Origin of the sequence: Bradyrhizobium iriomotense (genome assembly GCF_030160715.1) — a bacterium.
GTDB lineage: Bacteria > Pseudomonadota > Alphaproteobacteria > Rhizobiales > Xanthobacteraceae > Bradyrhizobium > Bradyrhizobium iriomotense.
Window position 1 is genome coordinate 78680 of sequence record NZ_BSOW01000005.1, and the last position, 14822, is coordinate 93501.

Sequence of the window (14822 nt, forward strand, 5' to 3'; positions counted from 1 at the left end):
ATAGGTACCAAGCGTCGGTTCCCGACAAGGGACACGAGACGCTGCTTTCTTGTCAATGGCATCACCGTGAACAAGACAATTCAAACTGTCGAGAGTGTCGCAGCCGGCGGCGCTTTCCTTATTGAAGACGTCTATCCGCTGGTCGATGGCGGCCGCTTTCCCGTCAAGCGCGTCGTGGGCGAGCGCGTCGATGTCTGGGCGGACATCTACCGGGGCGGCCATGACGCGGTCGGCGCCGCGCTGCTCTGGCGCCGCGAGCAGGATCGGGAATGGCAGCGCACGCCGATGCTCCATCATGGCAACGACCGCTGGGTCGGCGCGTTCACCCCGCCAGAACCGGGCCAATATGTCTACGCGATCGAGGCCTGGACCGACGAATTCACGACCTGGCGCCAAGGGCTCACGCTCAGGCAGCGATCCGGAGCCGATGTCACGCTCGATGCGATCGAGGGCGCGGCCCTCCTGACGAAGGCCCATGGTGCAGACGATGACGCCGCCGCGATCATCCTGCGGCAATGCGAGGACTTTCTGCAAACCGGCGCGGTCACCCCGCTGATGGCGGATGAGTTGAAGGATGCCATGGCCGACAGCCAGGCGCGGCCCGACCTCACCCGCTCGCCCCTCTTCCCCCTCGTCGCCGATCGCGAGGAGGCACGCTTCAGCACCTGGTACCAGATGATGCCGCGCAGCCAGGCCAAGGTTGCGGGCCAGCACGGCACACTCAGGGATTGCATCGCGCGTGTCGGCGATATCGCCGCGATGGGTTTCGACGTGCTCTACCTCACGCCGATCCATCCGATCGGCCGCACCCGCCGCAAGGGCCGCAACAATTCGCCGGTCGCCGCCACGGGCGATCCCGGCTGCCCCTATGCCATCGGCGCGTCCGAGGGCGGTCACGACGCATTGCATCCGGAGCTCGGCACCATCGAGGATTTCCGCGCGCTGGTTGCGACCTGCCTGGAATACGGCGTCGAGCTCGCGCTCGATTTCGCGGTTCAGTGCTCGCCGGATCATCCCTGGCTGACGCAGCATCCGGAATGGTTCAAATGGCGGCCGGACGGCTCGATACGGAAATCGGACTATCCTGACATCGTCGTTCCCGATTTCTCCTGCCTGACCAGAAACGAATTGTGGAATGCCTTCCGCGACGTCATGCTGTTCTGGATCGACCATGGTGTGACCATCTTCGCGATCGACAATCACGACACCGCGTCCCTCAGCTTCTGGGAGTGGTTGATCCGCGACATCCGCCGCCTGCACCCCGAGGTGATCCTGTTCTCCAAGACCTACACTCGCCCGAAGCTGATGAAGGGCCTCGCCAAGCTCGGCTTCGCCCAGTCCTTCAGCTATTTTCCGTGGCGAACGCAAAAATGGGGGTTGGAGCAGTATTTGGGTGAAATGACCGGCTATCCCGAACGCGACTTCTATCGCCCCAACCTGTTCGTCAACACGCCTGACCTCTTGCCGTATCATCTCCAGAGCGGCGAGCCCTGGATGTTCAAGTCGCGCGTCGCGCTGGCGGCGACGCTCTCGGGCAATTGCGGCATCTATAGCGGCTTCGAGCTGCTCGAGCACCAGGCCGTTCGCGGACGCGAGGAACATCTGGACTCCGAAAAATACGAGATCAGGGTTCGCGACTGGGACCGGCCCGGCAACATCAAGCCCTACATCACCGGACTCAATCGCGTCCGCCGGGACAACAAGGCGTTGCAACAGACGTCGAATTTGCGCTTTCTCGGCATCGACGATGGCGCCGTGATCGCCTTCGTCAAGGAGTCGATCGACCGGACCAACAGCGTCCTCGTCGCCATCGCACTGTCGCCCGACGTGCGGGAGGTCTGGCTCTCGCTTGGCGACGTCACGGTCGACGTGAAGGGGGAACGTCGTCACATCGCGCGCGTTGAGAACCTTCTCACCGGCGAGCAGTCCGCAATCGAATGGGGCGGAATCCGGCTGCGCATCGATCCCTGTCGCGATCCGGCGCTCTTGTTCCGTTGCCTGGCGTGAGGATCCACGGCATGAACGTTCTTTCCTCCGTTGACGAGAAGAAGGTCGAAGCTGCCGAGGCCGTGGACGAGCTCTGGTACAAGGACGCGATCGTCTACCAGCTCCACGTCAAGGCGTTCGCCGACAGCAATCATGACGGCATCGGCGACTTCGCCGGGCTGACCGAAAGACTGCCGTACCTGCAGGATCTCGGCGTCACCACGTTGTGGCTGTTGCCGTTCTATCCCTCGCCCGGCCGCGACGACGGCTACGACATCGCCGATTACGGCTCGGTCAATCCCGATTTCGGGACGATGAAGGATTTCAAGCGCTTCATCCAGGAAGCGCAACGGCGCGGCCTGCGGGTGATCACCGAGCTCGTCGTCAACCACACTTCCGACCAGCACAGATGGTTCAAGCGCGCGCGACGAAGCCCCGCGGGCTCGAGCGCCCGCAATTGGTACGTCTGGAGCGACACTGACCAGAAATATCAGGGTACGCGGATCATCTTCACCGATACCGAGAAATCCAACTGGACCTGGGATCCGGAGGCAGGCGCGTTCTACTGGCACCGCTTCTTCTCGCACCAGCCCGATCTCAATTTCGATAACCCACGCGTGGTCAGTGCCATCATCCAGGTGATGAAGCGCTGGCTGGACGCGGGCGTCGATGGATTCCGGCTGGATGCGATCCCTTATCTCTGCGAGCGCGAGGGCACCTCGAACGAGAACCTTCCCGAGACGCATGCCATCATCAAGCGGCTGCGCCAGGAGCTCGACGCCTACTCCAAGGGCAAGCTGCTGCTGGCCGAGGCCAATCAATGGCCGGAGGACGTGCAGGAATATTTTGGCCGCGGCGACGAATGCCATATGGCCTATCATTTCCCCCTGATGCCGCGCATCTACATGGCGATCGCGCAGGAGGACCGCTTTCCGATCACAGACATCCTGCGTCAGACGCCGGACATTCCGCAGAGCTGCCAATGGGCGCTGTTCCTGCGCAACCATGACGAACTGACGCTGGAGATGGTCACCGACGTCGAGCGCGACTATCTCTGGTCGACCTATGCCAACGATCCGCGGGCCCGCATCAATCTCGGAATTCGCCGGCGGCTTGCGCCGCTGATGGATAACGACCGGCGCAAGATCGAGCTGATGAACTCGCTCCTGCTGTCTTTCCCGGGCACGCCGATCATCTATTACGGCGACGAGATCGGCATGGGCGACAACATCTATCTCGGCGACCGCAACGGCGTGCGCACGCCGATGCAGTGGAGCCCCGACCGCAATGGCGGCTTCTCGCGCTGCGACCCGGCCCGCCTCTACGCGCCGCTGATCATGGACCCCGTCTATGGCTACGAGGCGGTCAACGTGGAGGCGCAGTCGCGCAGCCTATCCTCGCTGCTCAGCGCCACCAAGCGCCTGATCGCCGTGCGCAAGTCGACGCTCGCCTTCGGCCGCGGCACCATGACCTTCATCCGCCCGGCCAACCGTTCCGTGCTGGCCTATGTCCGGCAATATCGCGACGAGGTCATCCTTTGCATCGCCAATCTCTCGCGCGCAGCACAGGCGACCGAGCTCGATCTGTCGCCATGGAAGGACCGGATCCCGCAGGAGATGCTCGGGCGCACGCGCTTCCCCGCGATCGGCGAGCTGCCTTACATGATCACGCTGGGGCCCTATGGCTACTACTGGTTCCAGCTCCGCGAGCGCGACAAGTCCGAGCCCGTTACGCCGCGCGCGGTGCCCGAATTCGAGACGCTGGTGGTGCCGGTCAACTCGACCTGGGTCTCGCTTGCGCGCGAGCGCGGCGTCTTCGAGCACGACGTGCTGCCGGGATTTTTGTCGCGGACTCGCTGGTATCCGGAGCGCAGTCCCAAGCAGATCCGGCCAACCCTGACTTCGGCGGTCCCGTTCTGCGACATCGGCGACAACCGGCCCTGGCTGGCGTTCTTCGAGGCGACGCAGCGCGGCGTCACGTCGCGCTATGTGCTGCCGATGCAGATCGAATGGGTTCGCTTCGACCGCGAGCGCTTCAACCCGAGGGCGCTGGCCGCGGTGCGCCAGGGGGCGCGCGAGGGAACGCTGCTCGACGTCGCGACCGACCAGATATTCATCGGTCTGTTCCTGCGCAATCTCAGCCAGTCCCTGATCGTCGAGGAAAACAATCTGCGGCTGGACTTCAAGCCGACCAGCCGCTTCGACGCGTACACCGTCAAGCAGCCGGAGCAGATCCGCGCCGTCGAGCAGGCCAACAGCACCGCGCTGGTCGACAATCAGTTTGTCACGAAGATCTATCGCCGGCTCGAAGCCGGCACCAACCCCGAGATCGAGCTCGGCTACTACCTCACCGAGGTCGCCCAATTCGCCAACGCGCCCGCGCTGCTCGGCAGCGCCGAGCTGGTCGAGGGCAACAGGCGGAGCGCCGTCGGCGTCGTGCATGCCTATGTCGAGAATCAGGGCGACGGCTGGGCGGTGACATCGGGCTATCTCGACCGCTACATCGACGAGCAGCGCCTGCTCGCCGCGAGCGAAGCCCCGCGCGAGAACAAGGACCAGGTGCCCTATCTGCATTACCTCGCCCAGACGGGCCGACGCCTGGCTGAGCTGCATATCGCGCTCGCCAGGGCCGAGAGCGCCGATCTCGCGCCCGAGCCGGTCAGCTCCGTGCACGTCGCGCAGTGGACCACGGATCTCCTCGAGCGCGCCGAACGGACCTTTGAAACGCTAGCCCAAAGCCGCAACGGCCTGCGGGAGGCCGATCGCCCGCTGGTCGACGAACTCCTGGACCGGCGTCCAGCCCTTTCGGGCCTGCTCACAAGGCTATTGCCATCCGACATTGGCGGGTTGAACATCCGTCATCATGGCGACTTCCGCCTCGGGCAGATTCTGATCGTGAAGGACGACATCTTCATCATCGATTTCGATGGCAACTCTCATCTCCCGCTGGCCGAGCGGCGGCGCAAGGCACCCGCGGCGCGTGACGTCGCTGGCCTCGTCTGCTCGATCGACCTTGCCGTGACCGCGGCGGTCGACCGAGCGCTCAAGGGCGCGCGGGACGAACGGGGACGGCTCGCGACCGCGCTCGGCGAATGGCGCGAGCGCGCCACGGCGACGTTCCTCACCGCCTATCGGGAAGCCATGACCGACCGGCGCCTGCGGACAAATGATCCGCATTCGGCGGACGGCCTGTTAAGATTTTTCCTGCTTGATAAAGCGTTCGATGAGGTGGAGTACGAACTGTCCCACCGGCCGGAGGCGCTCAATGCGCCGCTGACCGGGCTGCTTCGCATTCTGTCCAATGCGGAGAGCGAAGCACATGCCTAAATTGTCTGCCGAGGCCTATGCGATCATCGAGGGCCGCCACTCCGATCCTTTCCATTATCTCGGGCTCCATCCCGAAGGCGGCAAAAGCGTGGTGCGCGCCTTCCTGCCCGAGGCCTCCAATGTCGAGGCGATCGGCGAGCATGGCGAGATCGCAAAACTCGACCGCATCCATGAATCCGGCCTGTTCGCAGGCGCGCTGCCCAATGGCGCCAAGCGCTACCAGTTGCGCGCGACATTCGGCGGCAATGTCGTCGAGCTCGAAGACCCCTATCGCTTTCCGCCGATCCTGACCGATTTCGATCTCTATCTGCTCGGCGAAGGCACGCACCAGCGGCTCTATGACAAGCTCGGCGCGCATCCCATGGCGCTCGACGGCGTCGACGGTGTCGGTTTCGTCGTGCTGGCGCCTAATGCGCGGCGGGTCAGCGTGGTCGGCGACTTCAATTTCTGGGACGCCCGGCGCCACCCGATGCGCGTGCGCGGCGTCGGCTATTGGGAGCTGTTCATTCCGCATGCAAAGGCGGGCGATCACTACAAGTTCGACATGGTCGGACCCCACGGCCACAATCTGCCGCTGAAATCCGATCCGCTGGCGTTTGCCGCCGAGCTGCGGCCGAAGACGGCGTCGATCGTGTTCGATGAAGCGCACCTGCCCCGCCCGCGGCCGGCGCCCGACGGCATCAACGCGCTTTCGGCGCCGATGTCGATCTACGAGGTGCATCTCGGCTCCTGGCGGCGCAAGGGCGACAACGAATGGCTGACCTATCGCGAGCTCGCCGAGCAGCTTCCGGCCTATGCGCGCGACATGGGCTTCACCCATCTCGAATTCCTGCCCGTCAGCGAGCATCCCTTTGACGGCTCCTGGGGCTACCAGCCGACCGGCCTCTATGCGCCGACCAGCCGGTTCGGCCCGCCGGAGGATTTCGCCGCGCTGGTCGATGCCTGCCATCGCGAAGGCATTGGCGTGCTGCTCGACTGGGTGCCCGGACATTTCCCCGACGATCCGCACGGACTCGGCCATTTCGACGGCACCGCGCTCTACGAGCACGCCAATCCGCTACAGGGCCGCCATCTCGACTGGGGTACGTTGATCTACAATTACGGCCGTACCGAAGTGACGAACCTCCTGGTGTCGAACGCGCTGTTCTGGCTGGAGCGCTACGCCATCGACGGCCTGCGCGTCGACGCGGTCGCGTCCATGCTCTATCTCGATTACAGCCGCCCTGCGGGCGCGTGGATTCCGAACCAGTATGGCGGGCGGGAGAACATCGAGGCGATCGCGTTCCTGCGGCGCTTCAATACGGAAGTGTACGCGCGCTTTCCGCAAGCCACGACCGCGGCGGAGGAATCCACCGCCTGGCCGCAGGTCTCCCGGCCCGTCGAATTTGGCGGCCTCGGCTTCGGCTACAAGTGGAACATGGGCTGGATGCACGATACGCTGAACTACGTCAGCAAGGATCCGATCTACCGCAAGCACCATCACGGCGAGATCCTGTTTGGCCTGCACTATGCCTTCTCGGAAAACTTCATCCTGCCGCTGTCACACGACGAGGTCGTGCACGGCAAGCGATCGATCCTCGGCCGCATGCCCGGCGACGAGTGGCAGCGCTTCGCGAACCTACGTGCCTATTACAGCTTCATGTTCGGCCATCCCGGCAAGAAGCTGTTGTTCATGGGCGGCGAGTTCGCGCAAGGAAAGGAATGGAATCACGACCAGTCGCTCGACTGGCATCTGCTCGAATACAAGAACCATGCCGGCATCCAGTCGCTGGTCCGCGATCTCAACCGGCTCTATCGCGCCGTGCCCGCGCTGCATCAGATGGATTGCGATCAGGCCGGCTTCGAATGGCTGATCACTGATGATGCCAACCGCAATGTATTCGCCTGGCTGCGCAAGGGATTCGACGCTCGCGCGCGCTGTCTCGTGATCGTGAATTTCTCGCCGAATGTCTATCGCAACTATCGCGTCCGGGTGCCGTTCGCCGGCAAGTGGCACGAGGTCTTCAATTCCGACTCCGCGCATTATGGCGGCAGCAATGTCGGGAACGTCGGAGAGGTGCGGGCGGTTGACGGTAAGACGCCGGAGCTGCGCCTGACCATTCCGCCGCTGGCTGCGATCTTCCTCGTTCCGGAAAGCTGACCCATGCGATTGACCGCCGGAACGCCCGCACGCCTCGGTGCAAGCTGGGACGGACGCGGCACCAACTTCGCGCTTTTCTCCGCCCACGCGCAGAAGGTCGAGCTGTGCCTGTTCGACAGCCAGGGACGGCGCGAGCTCGAGCGCATCGAATTGCCCGAGCGCACCGAGGATGTCTGGCACGGCTATCTCAACGACGTCTCGCCGGGCCAGCTCTACGGCTACCGCGTGCACGGCCCCTACGAGCCCGAGCGCGGCCATCGCTTCAACCCCAACAAGCTCCTGCTCGACCCCTACGCCAAGCGGCTTGCCGGGCGGCTGGTTTGGAGCGACGCGCACTTCGCCTATCGCACCGGCAGCCCCCGTGAGGATTTGTCCTTCGACCGGCGCGACAATGCGCGCGGCATGATCAAGGCCGTCGTCGTCGACGAGACCTTCAACTGGGGCCGGCGCGAAATCCGCCCGAACATCCCCTGGGATGAGACGATCATCTACGAGGCCCACGTCAAGGGGCTGACGCAGAAGCGCGATGATGTGCCGCCGAACCTGCGCGGCACGTTTGGCGGACTGTCCTCGCCCGCCATGATCGAGCATCTGAAGCGGTTGGGCGTGACCACCGTCGAGCTGCTGCCGATCCACGGCTTCATCGACGACCGCGTGCTGGTGGAGAAGAAGCTCGTCAACTACTGGGGCTACAACACCCTCGCTTTCTTCGCGCCGGAGCCGCGCTACGCCCAGGACAATCCGCTGGATTCCTTCCGAACCACCGTAGCGCGCCTGCATGACGCCGGCATCGAGGTGATGCTCGACGTCGTCTACAACCACACCGCCGAAGGCAACCATCTCGGCCCGACGCTGTCCTTCCGCGGCATCGACAACGCGTCCTATTACTGGCTGAACCGCGAGAACCCGCGCTACTACGACGACTTCACCGGCTGCGGCTCGTCGGTGAACCTCACCCATCCGCGCGTGCTCCAGATGGTCACGGATTCGCTGCGCTACTGGGTCGAGGTCTGCCATGTCGACGGCTTCCGTTTCGACCTCGCCACGACCCTGGCGCGCGGACCGAACGGATTTGACCGCGGCAGCTCATTCCTGACCGCGGTCCGCCAGGATCCCGTGCTCCAGGGCGTCAAACTCGTCGCCGAACCCTGGGACCTCGGCCTCGGCGGCTATCAGGTCGGCGCCTTTCCCTCGCAATGGTCGGAATGGAACGACCGCTACCGCAGCGCCATGCGCCGCTACTGGAGCGGCGAAGGCAGCCTGATCGGCGACATCTCCAGCCGCATGACGGCGTCATCCGACCTGTTTCACCATGACGGCCGCAAGCTGCGCGCCAGCATCAATCACATCACCGTGCATGACGGTTTTACGCTGGCCGATCTCTTCAGCTACAACCAGAAGCACAATGAGGCCAATGGCGAGGACAATCGCGACGGCTCCAACGACAACCACAGCAACAATTGCGGCGTCGAGGGCCCGACCGACGATCCGCAAGTCCTGTCGCTGCGACGACAGCTCCGCAAGAACGTGCTCGCCTGCCTCATGCTTGCCCAGGGCACGCCGCTGCTGCTCGCCGGCGACGAAGTCGGCAACACCCAGTCCGGCAACAACAATGCCTATTGCCAGGACAACGAGGTCGGCTGGGTGCTCTGGGACGATCTCGGCAAGGACGGCGAGGACATGGTCGATTTCGTCAGTGAGCTGGCCGAGATCCGCCGCCGCTTCTCGCAGCTCCGTAGCCAGAGCTGGCTCGACGGCCGCCGCGCCAACGGCTCCTACGGCGTCCTGTGGCTGACACCGGCGGCCGAGGAGATGACGGAGAGCGACTGGAATTTCCCGGAAGGGAGATTTCTCGCCTATGTGCTCGGTCCGCTGGAACCCGGCGTGCCCGCGATCTTTATTGTCCTGAACGCGGCACCGGAAGAGATCGGATTCAAATTGCCCAAAATGGCCGAATACAAGAGCTGGCAGCAGATCCTGAATACGACGAATGCCAAGCTGAACACGGTCGATTTCCTCCCCGGCACCGACAGCAAAGCGCCGCCGCGCTCGGTGCTCGCCTTCGCGGGCGCGCTATGAGGCCATCTTTCGGCGCCAAGCTGGGCAAGGACGGCGTCTCGTTCCGGCTCTGGGCGCCCGGCGCGAGGCGTGTCGACCTCGTGCTCGACAAGCGCCATGCGATGCAGCGCCGCGAGGACGGCTGGTACGTGGCTGATATTGCCGGGCTGACGGCGGGCGCCCGTTACAAGTTCAGGATCGACGACGAGCTCGACGTACCTGATCCGGCCTCGGCTTTCCAGCCCGAGGACGTGTTCGGGCCGAGCGAGGTGATCGATCACGACAGTTTCGAGTGGCGCGCCAAAGATTGGCGCGGTCGCCCGTGGCAGGAGACGGTGCTGCTGGAATCCCATGTCGGCACCTTCACGCAGCAAGGAAGCTATCGCACCATGATCGACAAGCTCGATCATCTCGTCGCGACCGGGATCACTGCGCTGGAATTGATGCCGCTGGCGGACTTCGCCGGCAAGCGCGGCTGGGGCTATGACGGCGTGCTGTGGTATGCGCCCGACAGCGCCTATGGCCGGCCCGAAGACTTGAAGACGCTGATCGACGAAGCGCACCTGCGCGGCCTCATGGTCTTTCTCGACGTCGTCTACAACCATTTCGGCCCCGAGGGAAACTACCTCGGCCGTTACGCGCCGAGCTTCTTCACCGATGCGCATACGCCGTGGGGCAGCGCGATCGATTATCGCGTGCCGCAGGTCCGCGCCTTCGCGGTCGAGAACGCACTTTGCTGGCTCAGCGACTACCGTTTCGACGGCCTGAGGCTGGATGCGGCCAACCACATCATTGCGTTCCCCGGCGAGCAGTCGGTGCTGCACGATCTCAGCGTCGCCGCGGGCCAACTCGCGCAGGCCACTGGGCGGCACATTCATCTCGTGCTGGAGAATGGCGACAATCGCGCGAGCCTGCTTGATCCCACCGAGGAGCCGCCGAACGGAAAATATCGGGGACAGTGGAACGACGACTATCATCACGTCTGGCACGTGATGCTGACTCGCGAGTCCTCCGGCTATTACGGCGACTACCAGCGCTCGCCGCGCGGCGATCTCGCCCGCGCGCTGGCGTCGGGCTTCGTGTATCAGGGCGAGGTCTCCGCGTTCTGGGGCAACAAGCCGCGGGGCGAGCCGAGCCGGCTGCTTCCGCCGGACACTTTCGTCAATTTCCTGCAAAACCACGATCAGATCGGAAACCGGCCATTTGGCGACCGGCTGGAGAGCATTGCGAGTCCCCGAGCGATCGAGGCGGCGCTCGCGGTGACCTTGCTCGCGCCGATGGTGCCGATGCTGTTCATGGGCGAGGAGTGGGGCTCGAAGAAGCCCTTCCCGTTCTTCTGCGATTTCCACGGTGATCTCGCCAATGCCGTCCGCAACGGACGGCGGCAGGAATATGCCTGGGCTTACGAGAAATACGGTGACGAGGTGCCCGACCCACTCGATCCGGCGACGCCACAATCCGCCGTGCTCGATTGGGAGTCTCGCACGCCGGAGGAACACGCACGGCTGTCGCTGGTGCGCGAGCTCCTGCGGATTCGTCGCGACGAAATCATGCCAAGGCTCGCCGGCGCCACCTTTGGCGAGGCCAAGGCCGAGGAGAGCGACCTCTTGACCGCGCATTGGCACATGGGTGACGGCGCGACACTACGCCTGGTCGCCAACCTTTCAGGTCGCGATATCGCATCACCTCAAATCACGGGCACGCCGATCTGGGGCGGCGAGCCCGGCGATCGACTTCCGCCCTGGTCGGTGGTCTGGCTCCTTGGGAGGTGAGCATGCCACCCGCCATCCCGCTCGCCACCTATCGCCTGCAATTCACAGCCGATTTCAACTTCGACGACGCCGCCAGGGTCATCCCCTATCTCAAGGCGCTCGGCATCACGCATGTCTACGCCTCGCCGCTGATGAAGGCCCGCAAGGGTTCGACCCATGGCTACGACATCGTCGACCACAGCCAGTTCAATCCCGAACTCGGCGGCGAATCCGGCTTTGTCCGCTTCAGCGACACGCTGAAGCGGCATGACCTCGGCCTCATCATCGACTTCGTCCCGAACCACGTCGGCGTCCACTTTGCCGACAATCCGTACTGGTTGGACGTGCTGGAATGGGGACAGGCCTCGCCGCACGCGACCTCCTTCGACATTGACTGGGACCAGTTGCCGTATCGCGCCCGCGGCGGCGTGCTGCTGCCGATCCTCGGCTCGGCCTATGGCGAAGCGCTGGAACGCGGCGAGATCGAGCTGCGCTTTGATGTAGGCGAAGGCATCCTTTCGGCCTGGTACTTCGAGCATCGCCTGCCGATCGCGCCGGAGCGCTATGGCGAAGTCCTGCGGATGATCGTGAAGGAAGCGGATGCCGCCGAGAGCGAGGCAGGAAAGCATCTCCTGGCGATCGCCGAGCGCTACAAGGGGCTGCGTCGTCCGAACCGCGCGGAAGCGCCGGCCTTCAAGGCCGAACTGAAGTCGATCGCCGGTGCTCCCGAAATCATGGAGCGAGGCCTTGCCGCCTATCGTTCGGCCAAGGATCGCCCGACGCAAACGCTTGCCCTGCATCACCTGCTTGAGCGCCAGCACTACAAGCTCGGCCATTGGCGGCTCGCCTCCAGCGACATCAACTATCGCCGCTTCTTCGACGTCAACGGTCTTGCCGGCCTGCGCGTCGAGGACGCGAGCACCTTCGCGGCTACGCACCGGCTGGTGAAGCAGTTGGTCGCAGACGGCAGGCTGCAGGGCATCCGGCTCGATCATATCGACGGCTTGCGCGATCCCGCGCAATATTGCCAGCGGCTGCGCCGGATCGTCCGCGACGCGCAAGGTTCTGCAAAGCCGTTCTACACCGTGATCGAAAAGATCCTTTGCGAGCACGAACGGCTGCCGCGTTTTGCCGGCGTTCACGGCACCACCGGCTATGAATGGATGAACGTCATCACTCAGGTGCTGGTCGATGCCAAGGGGCTCGACGCGCTCGACGAAACCTGGCGACAGCTCAGCAATCGCTCGCCGCGGCTTGCGCCCTATCTGATGGAAGCCAAACGGCGCGTGCTGGAGACACTGCTCACCAGCGAGTTCACCGTGCTGACGCGCCTGCTCGCCCGCATCGCCAATGGGCACTACTCGACCCGCGACTTTTCTGCCGACAGCCTGCGGCAGGCGCTCGAGCTCTACGTGCTGCATTTCCCGGTCTACCGCACCTACATCACGACGAGTGGGCCCACCGCGCACGACCGTAAGCTGATCGAAGAGACCATCGCGCGCGCCCGCGCGGAATGGTTCGCGGCCGACGATGGCATTTTCGACTTCCTGCGCGATGCCCTGACCATGGACCTGCTGAGGCCGGATCGGCCGCCGCACAGCACCCCGCGCGTGCGCCGCTTTGCACTGAAGGTGCAGCAGTTCACCGGGCCGATGATGGCGAAGTCACTGGAGGATACGACCTTCTATCGCTATCACCGCCTGCTCGCACTGAACGAAGTCGGCGGCGATCCCGCCGCAAAAGCTCTCGCGCTGCCGACGTTTCACGAGGTCATGAAGGCGCGCGCCAGGGAGTGGCCGCATGGCATGACGGCCACGGCCACGCATGACACCAAGCGCGGCGAGGACGCACGAACACGGCTCGCCGCGCTCAGCGAGATCCCGGGTGAATGGACCAGCGCGGTGGCACGCTGGAAGGTGCTGAACGTGCCGCACATCACGACGCATGGCGAGATGCGCGCGCCCTCGGCCACATTCGAATACATGCTCTACCAGACGCTGCTCGGCGCATCGATGTTCGCGCCGCCTGATGCGAGCTTCATCGACCGCATCCAGGCCTACGCGCTCAAAGCTGCCCGGGAGGGCAAAGAGGAGACGAGCTGGCTCAATCCGAACGAAGCCTACGAGCAGGGCTTGCGGAATTTCGTCGCGAAAGTCCTCGATCCCGCCGTCTCCGCCGAATTCCTGGACGCGCTCCAGACCCTCGCAAGGCGCGTCGCCCTGCTCGGCGCGCTCAATTCACTCAGCCAGCTCACGCTGAAGGCCACGCTGCCGGGCGTACCCGATTTCTATCAAGGCACCGAATTCTGGGATCTGTCGCTGGTCGATCCCGACAACCGCCGTCCGGTTGATTTTGCCGCGCGAGGTGACGCGTTGGCCTCGCTCGAACATCCGGATTGGGACAGCCTCGCCAGGCACTGGCATGATGGCCGGCTCAAGCTCGCCTGGACACAGCGGCTCATCGAATTGCGCACCGAGCTTCCCGATGTCTTCACCCGAGGCGACTACCAGCCGCTCGAGGTGAGCGGGCCGCACGGCGACCACGTCATCGCCTTTGCGCGGCGCCACGGCCGTGATGCTGCGGTCATCCTGGCCGGACGATTGTTTGCTCCGTTCACGCAGGGCGGCCGCGAATGGCCAACCGCCCAAGCTTTCGACGCGAGCGTCAACGTCAAGGGGTATGCGATCGCAGGGCAGGAAGGCGACGAACTGCGGCTCTCGCAGGCGTTTCGCGCGCTTCCCGCAGCGGTGCTCAAGGCGCGCGTTGCAAGCGCAGCAAGGCTTGCGCGCCCCCGCGTGCAAGCCTGACGACAAGACCTACTTCCCGTCGCCTCTGGTCAGCAGCAACTGCCCGCGCTTGCGAATGGTAGCCTGCGCCAGCTCAGCGAAGCGCTGCAACAGCCAGGGCAGCATCACCTCGACGCGCACCTGATCCTCGCCGACGTCGATCTGGCCGGCCGCGACCTGACCGAGCGCGCGGATGCGGAAATTCATGCGGTCGCCCTCCCAGCGCTCTTCCTCGACCTGCATCACGGGAATGCTGGCGGCTGCGCGGCCAAGCCCGGACTTCAGACGACGCGCGGCCTCCTCGCGACCGAGCCGGTGCGGGATCGAAACGACGAGCGGCGCTGACATGGCCCTACCCTCCTCCTTGCAGATCACTCACATAGTGAGGCGCACCGAAATGCAAAAGGTTCCTCTTCCTTGGCCTTCGTGTGGCGCTCCGATTCAGGAACTTTCACTTCTGCGGCCAGTTGCCCCGACGAAGGCAGACGAATGCGCAACGACCCTTTTGGAAGGGCCGGAGGAGATTTGCATGTCAATCGGTACAATCATTCTGATCATTTTGGTCATCGCGCTGCTCGGCGGCTTCAGCGGCATCGGCGGCGGTCCCTTCTACGGCACCGGCTATTATGGCGGCGGCGGATTGGGGCTGATCGTCGTCGTCCTACTGATCCTGCTGCTGCTGGGACGGATCTAGCCCGTGTAGGGTGGGCACAAAGGCGTACAGCACCGTGCCCACCTCTTCTGTCTCAATGTGCGGAAGGGCCGCGGGCACGCT

At 64.2% G+C, this 14822-nt stretch carries 8 protein-coding genes; 7 read left to right on the forward strand and 1 reads right to left on the reverse strand.

The genetic code is table 11. The features are described from left to right. Positions 1 to 66 precede the first annotated feature (66 nt). Genes QQL28_RS08950 through treY form a run of 6 tightly spaced genes read left to right on the forward strand, consistent with a single transcriptional unit; the run spans position 67 to position 14068 of the window. Positions 67 to 2007, forward strand: coding sequence for a maltotransferase domain-containing protein (locus tag QQL28_RS08950; RefSeq protein WP_284263801.1), 1941 nt, complete (start codon positions 67 to 69; stop codon positions 2005 to 2007). Between the two features lie 11 nt (positions 2008 to 2018). Continuing rightward, a complete protein-coding gene (gene treS, locus QQL28_RS08955) occupies positions 2019 to 5312 on the forward strand; it encodes a maltose alpha-D-glucosyltransferase (RefSeq protein WP_284263803.1) in 3294 nt (1097 codons plus the stop codon). Further along, the gene (gene glgB, locus QQL28_RS08960; RefSeq protein WP_284263805.1) at positions 5305 to 7452 is read left to right on the forward strand and encodes a 1,4-alpha-glucan branching protein GlgB; all 2148 of its coding nucleotides are present in this window, start codon (positions 5305 to 5307) and stop codon (positions 7450 to 7452) included. Before treS ends, glgB begins: the two co-directional genes overlap by 8 nt. 3 nt (positions 7453 to 7455) lie before the next feature. Then, positions 7456 to 9531, forward strand: a complete 2076-nt coding sequence (glgX, locus tag QQL28_RS08965; RefSeq protein ID WP_284263807.1) for a glycogen debranching protein GlgX — start codon at positions 7456 to 7458, stop codon at positions 9529 to 9531. Further along, positions 9528 to 11282, forward strand: a complete 1755-nt coding sequence (gene treZ, locus QQL28_RS08970) for a malto-oligosyltrehalose trehalohydrolase (RefSeq protein WP_284263809.1) — start codon at positions 9528 to 9530, stop codon at positions 11280 to 11282. The genes glgX and treZ overlap by 4 nt, the downstream gene beginning before the upstream one ends. Positions 11283 to 11284: 2 nt before the next feature. Then, complete coding sequence (gene treY, locus QQL28_RS08975; RefSeq protein WP_284263812.1) at positions 11285 to 14068, forward strand: malto-oligosyltrehalose synthase; 2784 nt, start codon at positions 11285 to 11287, stop codon at positions 14066 to 14068. A 9-nt stretch (positions 14069 to 14077) separates the two neighbouring features. Here the strand turns inward: treY and QQL28_RS08980 are convergent, their stop codons facing one another. Beyond that, complete coding sequence (locus QQL28_RS08980) at positions 14078 to 14395, reverse strand: polyhydroxyalkanoic acid system family protein (protein ID WP_284263814.1); 318 nt, start codon at positions 14393 to 14395, stop codon at positions 14078 to 14080. 181 nt (positions 14396 to 14576) lie between these two features. On the opposite strand from QQL28_RS08980, the gene QQL28_RS08985 reads away from it, so the two are divergent. Continuing rightward, positions 14577 to 14741, forward strand: a complete 165-nt coding sequence (locus QQL28_RS08985) for a DUF3309 family protein (RefSeq protein ID WP_284263816.1) — start codon at positions 14577 to 14579, stop codon at positions 14739 to 14741. Positions 14742 to 14822 lie beyond the last annotated feature (81 nt).

Bases quoted from the DNA above. Each gene is read 5' to 3' on its own strand.
- treS (WP_284263803.1), top strand. From the start codon at position 2,019: ATGAACGTTCTTTCCTCCGTTGACGAGAAGAAGGTCGAAGCTGCCGAG.
- glgB (WP_284263805.1), top strand. From the start codon at position 5,305: ATGCCTAAATTGTCTGCCGAGGCCTATGCGATCATCGAGGGCCGCCAC.
- glgX (WP_284263807.1), top strand. From the start codon at position 7,456: ATGCGATTGACCGCCGGAACGCCCGCACGCCTCGGTGCAAGCTGGGAC.
- treZ (WP_284263809.1), top strand. From the start codon at position 9,528: ATGAGGCCATCTTTCGGCGCCAAGCTGGGCAAGGACGGCGTCTCGTTC.
- treY (WP_284263812.1), top strand. From the start codon at position 11,285: ATGCCACCCGCCATCCCGCTCGCCACCTATCGCCTGCAATTCACAGCC.
- QQL28_RS08980 (WP_284263814.1), bottom strand. From the start codon at position 14,395: ATGTCAGCGCCGCTCGTCGTTTCGATCCCGCACCGGCTCGGTCGCGAG.
- QQL28_RS08985 (WP_284263816.1), top strand. From the start codon at position 14,577: ATGTCAATCGGTACAATCATTCTGATCATTTTGGTCATCGCGCTGCTC.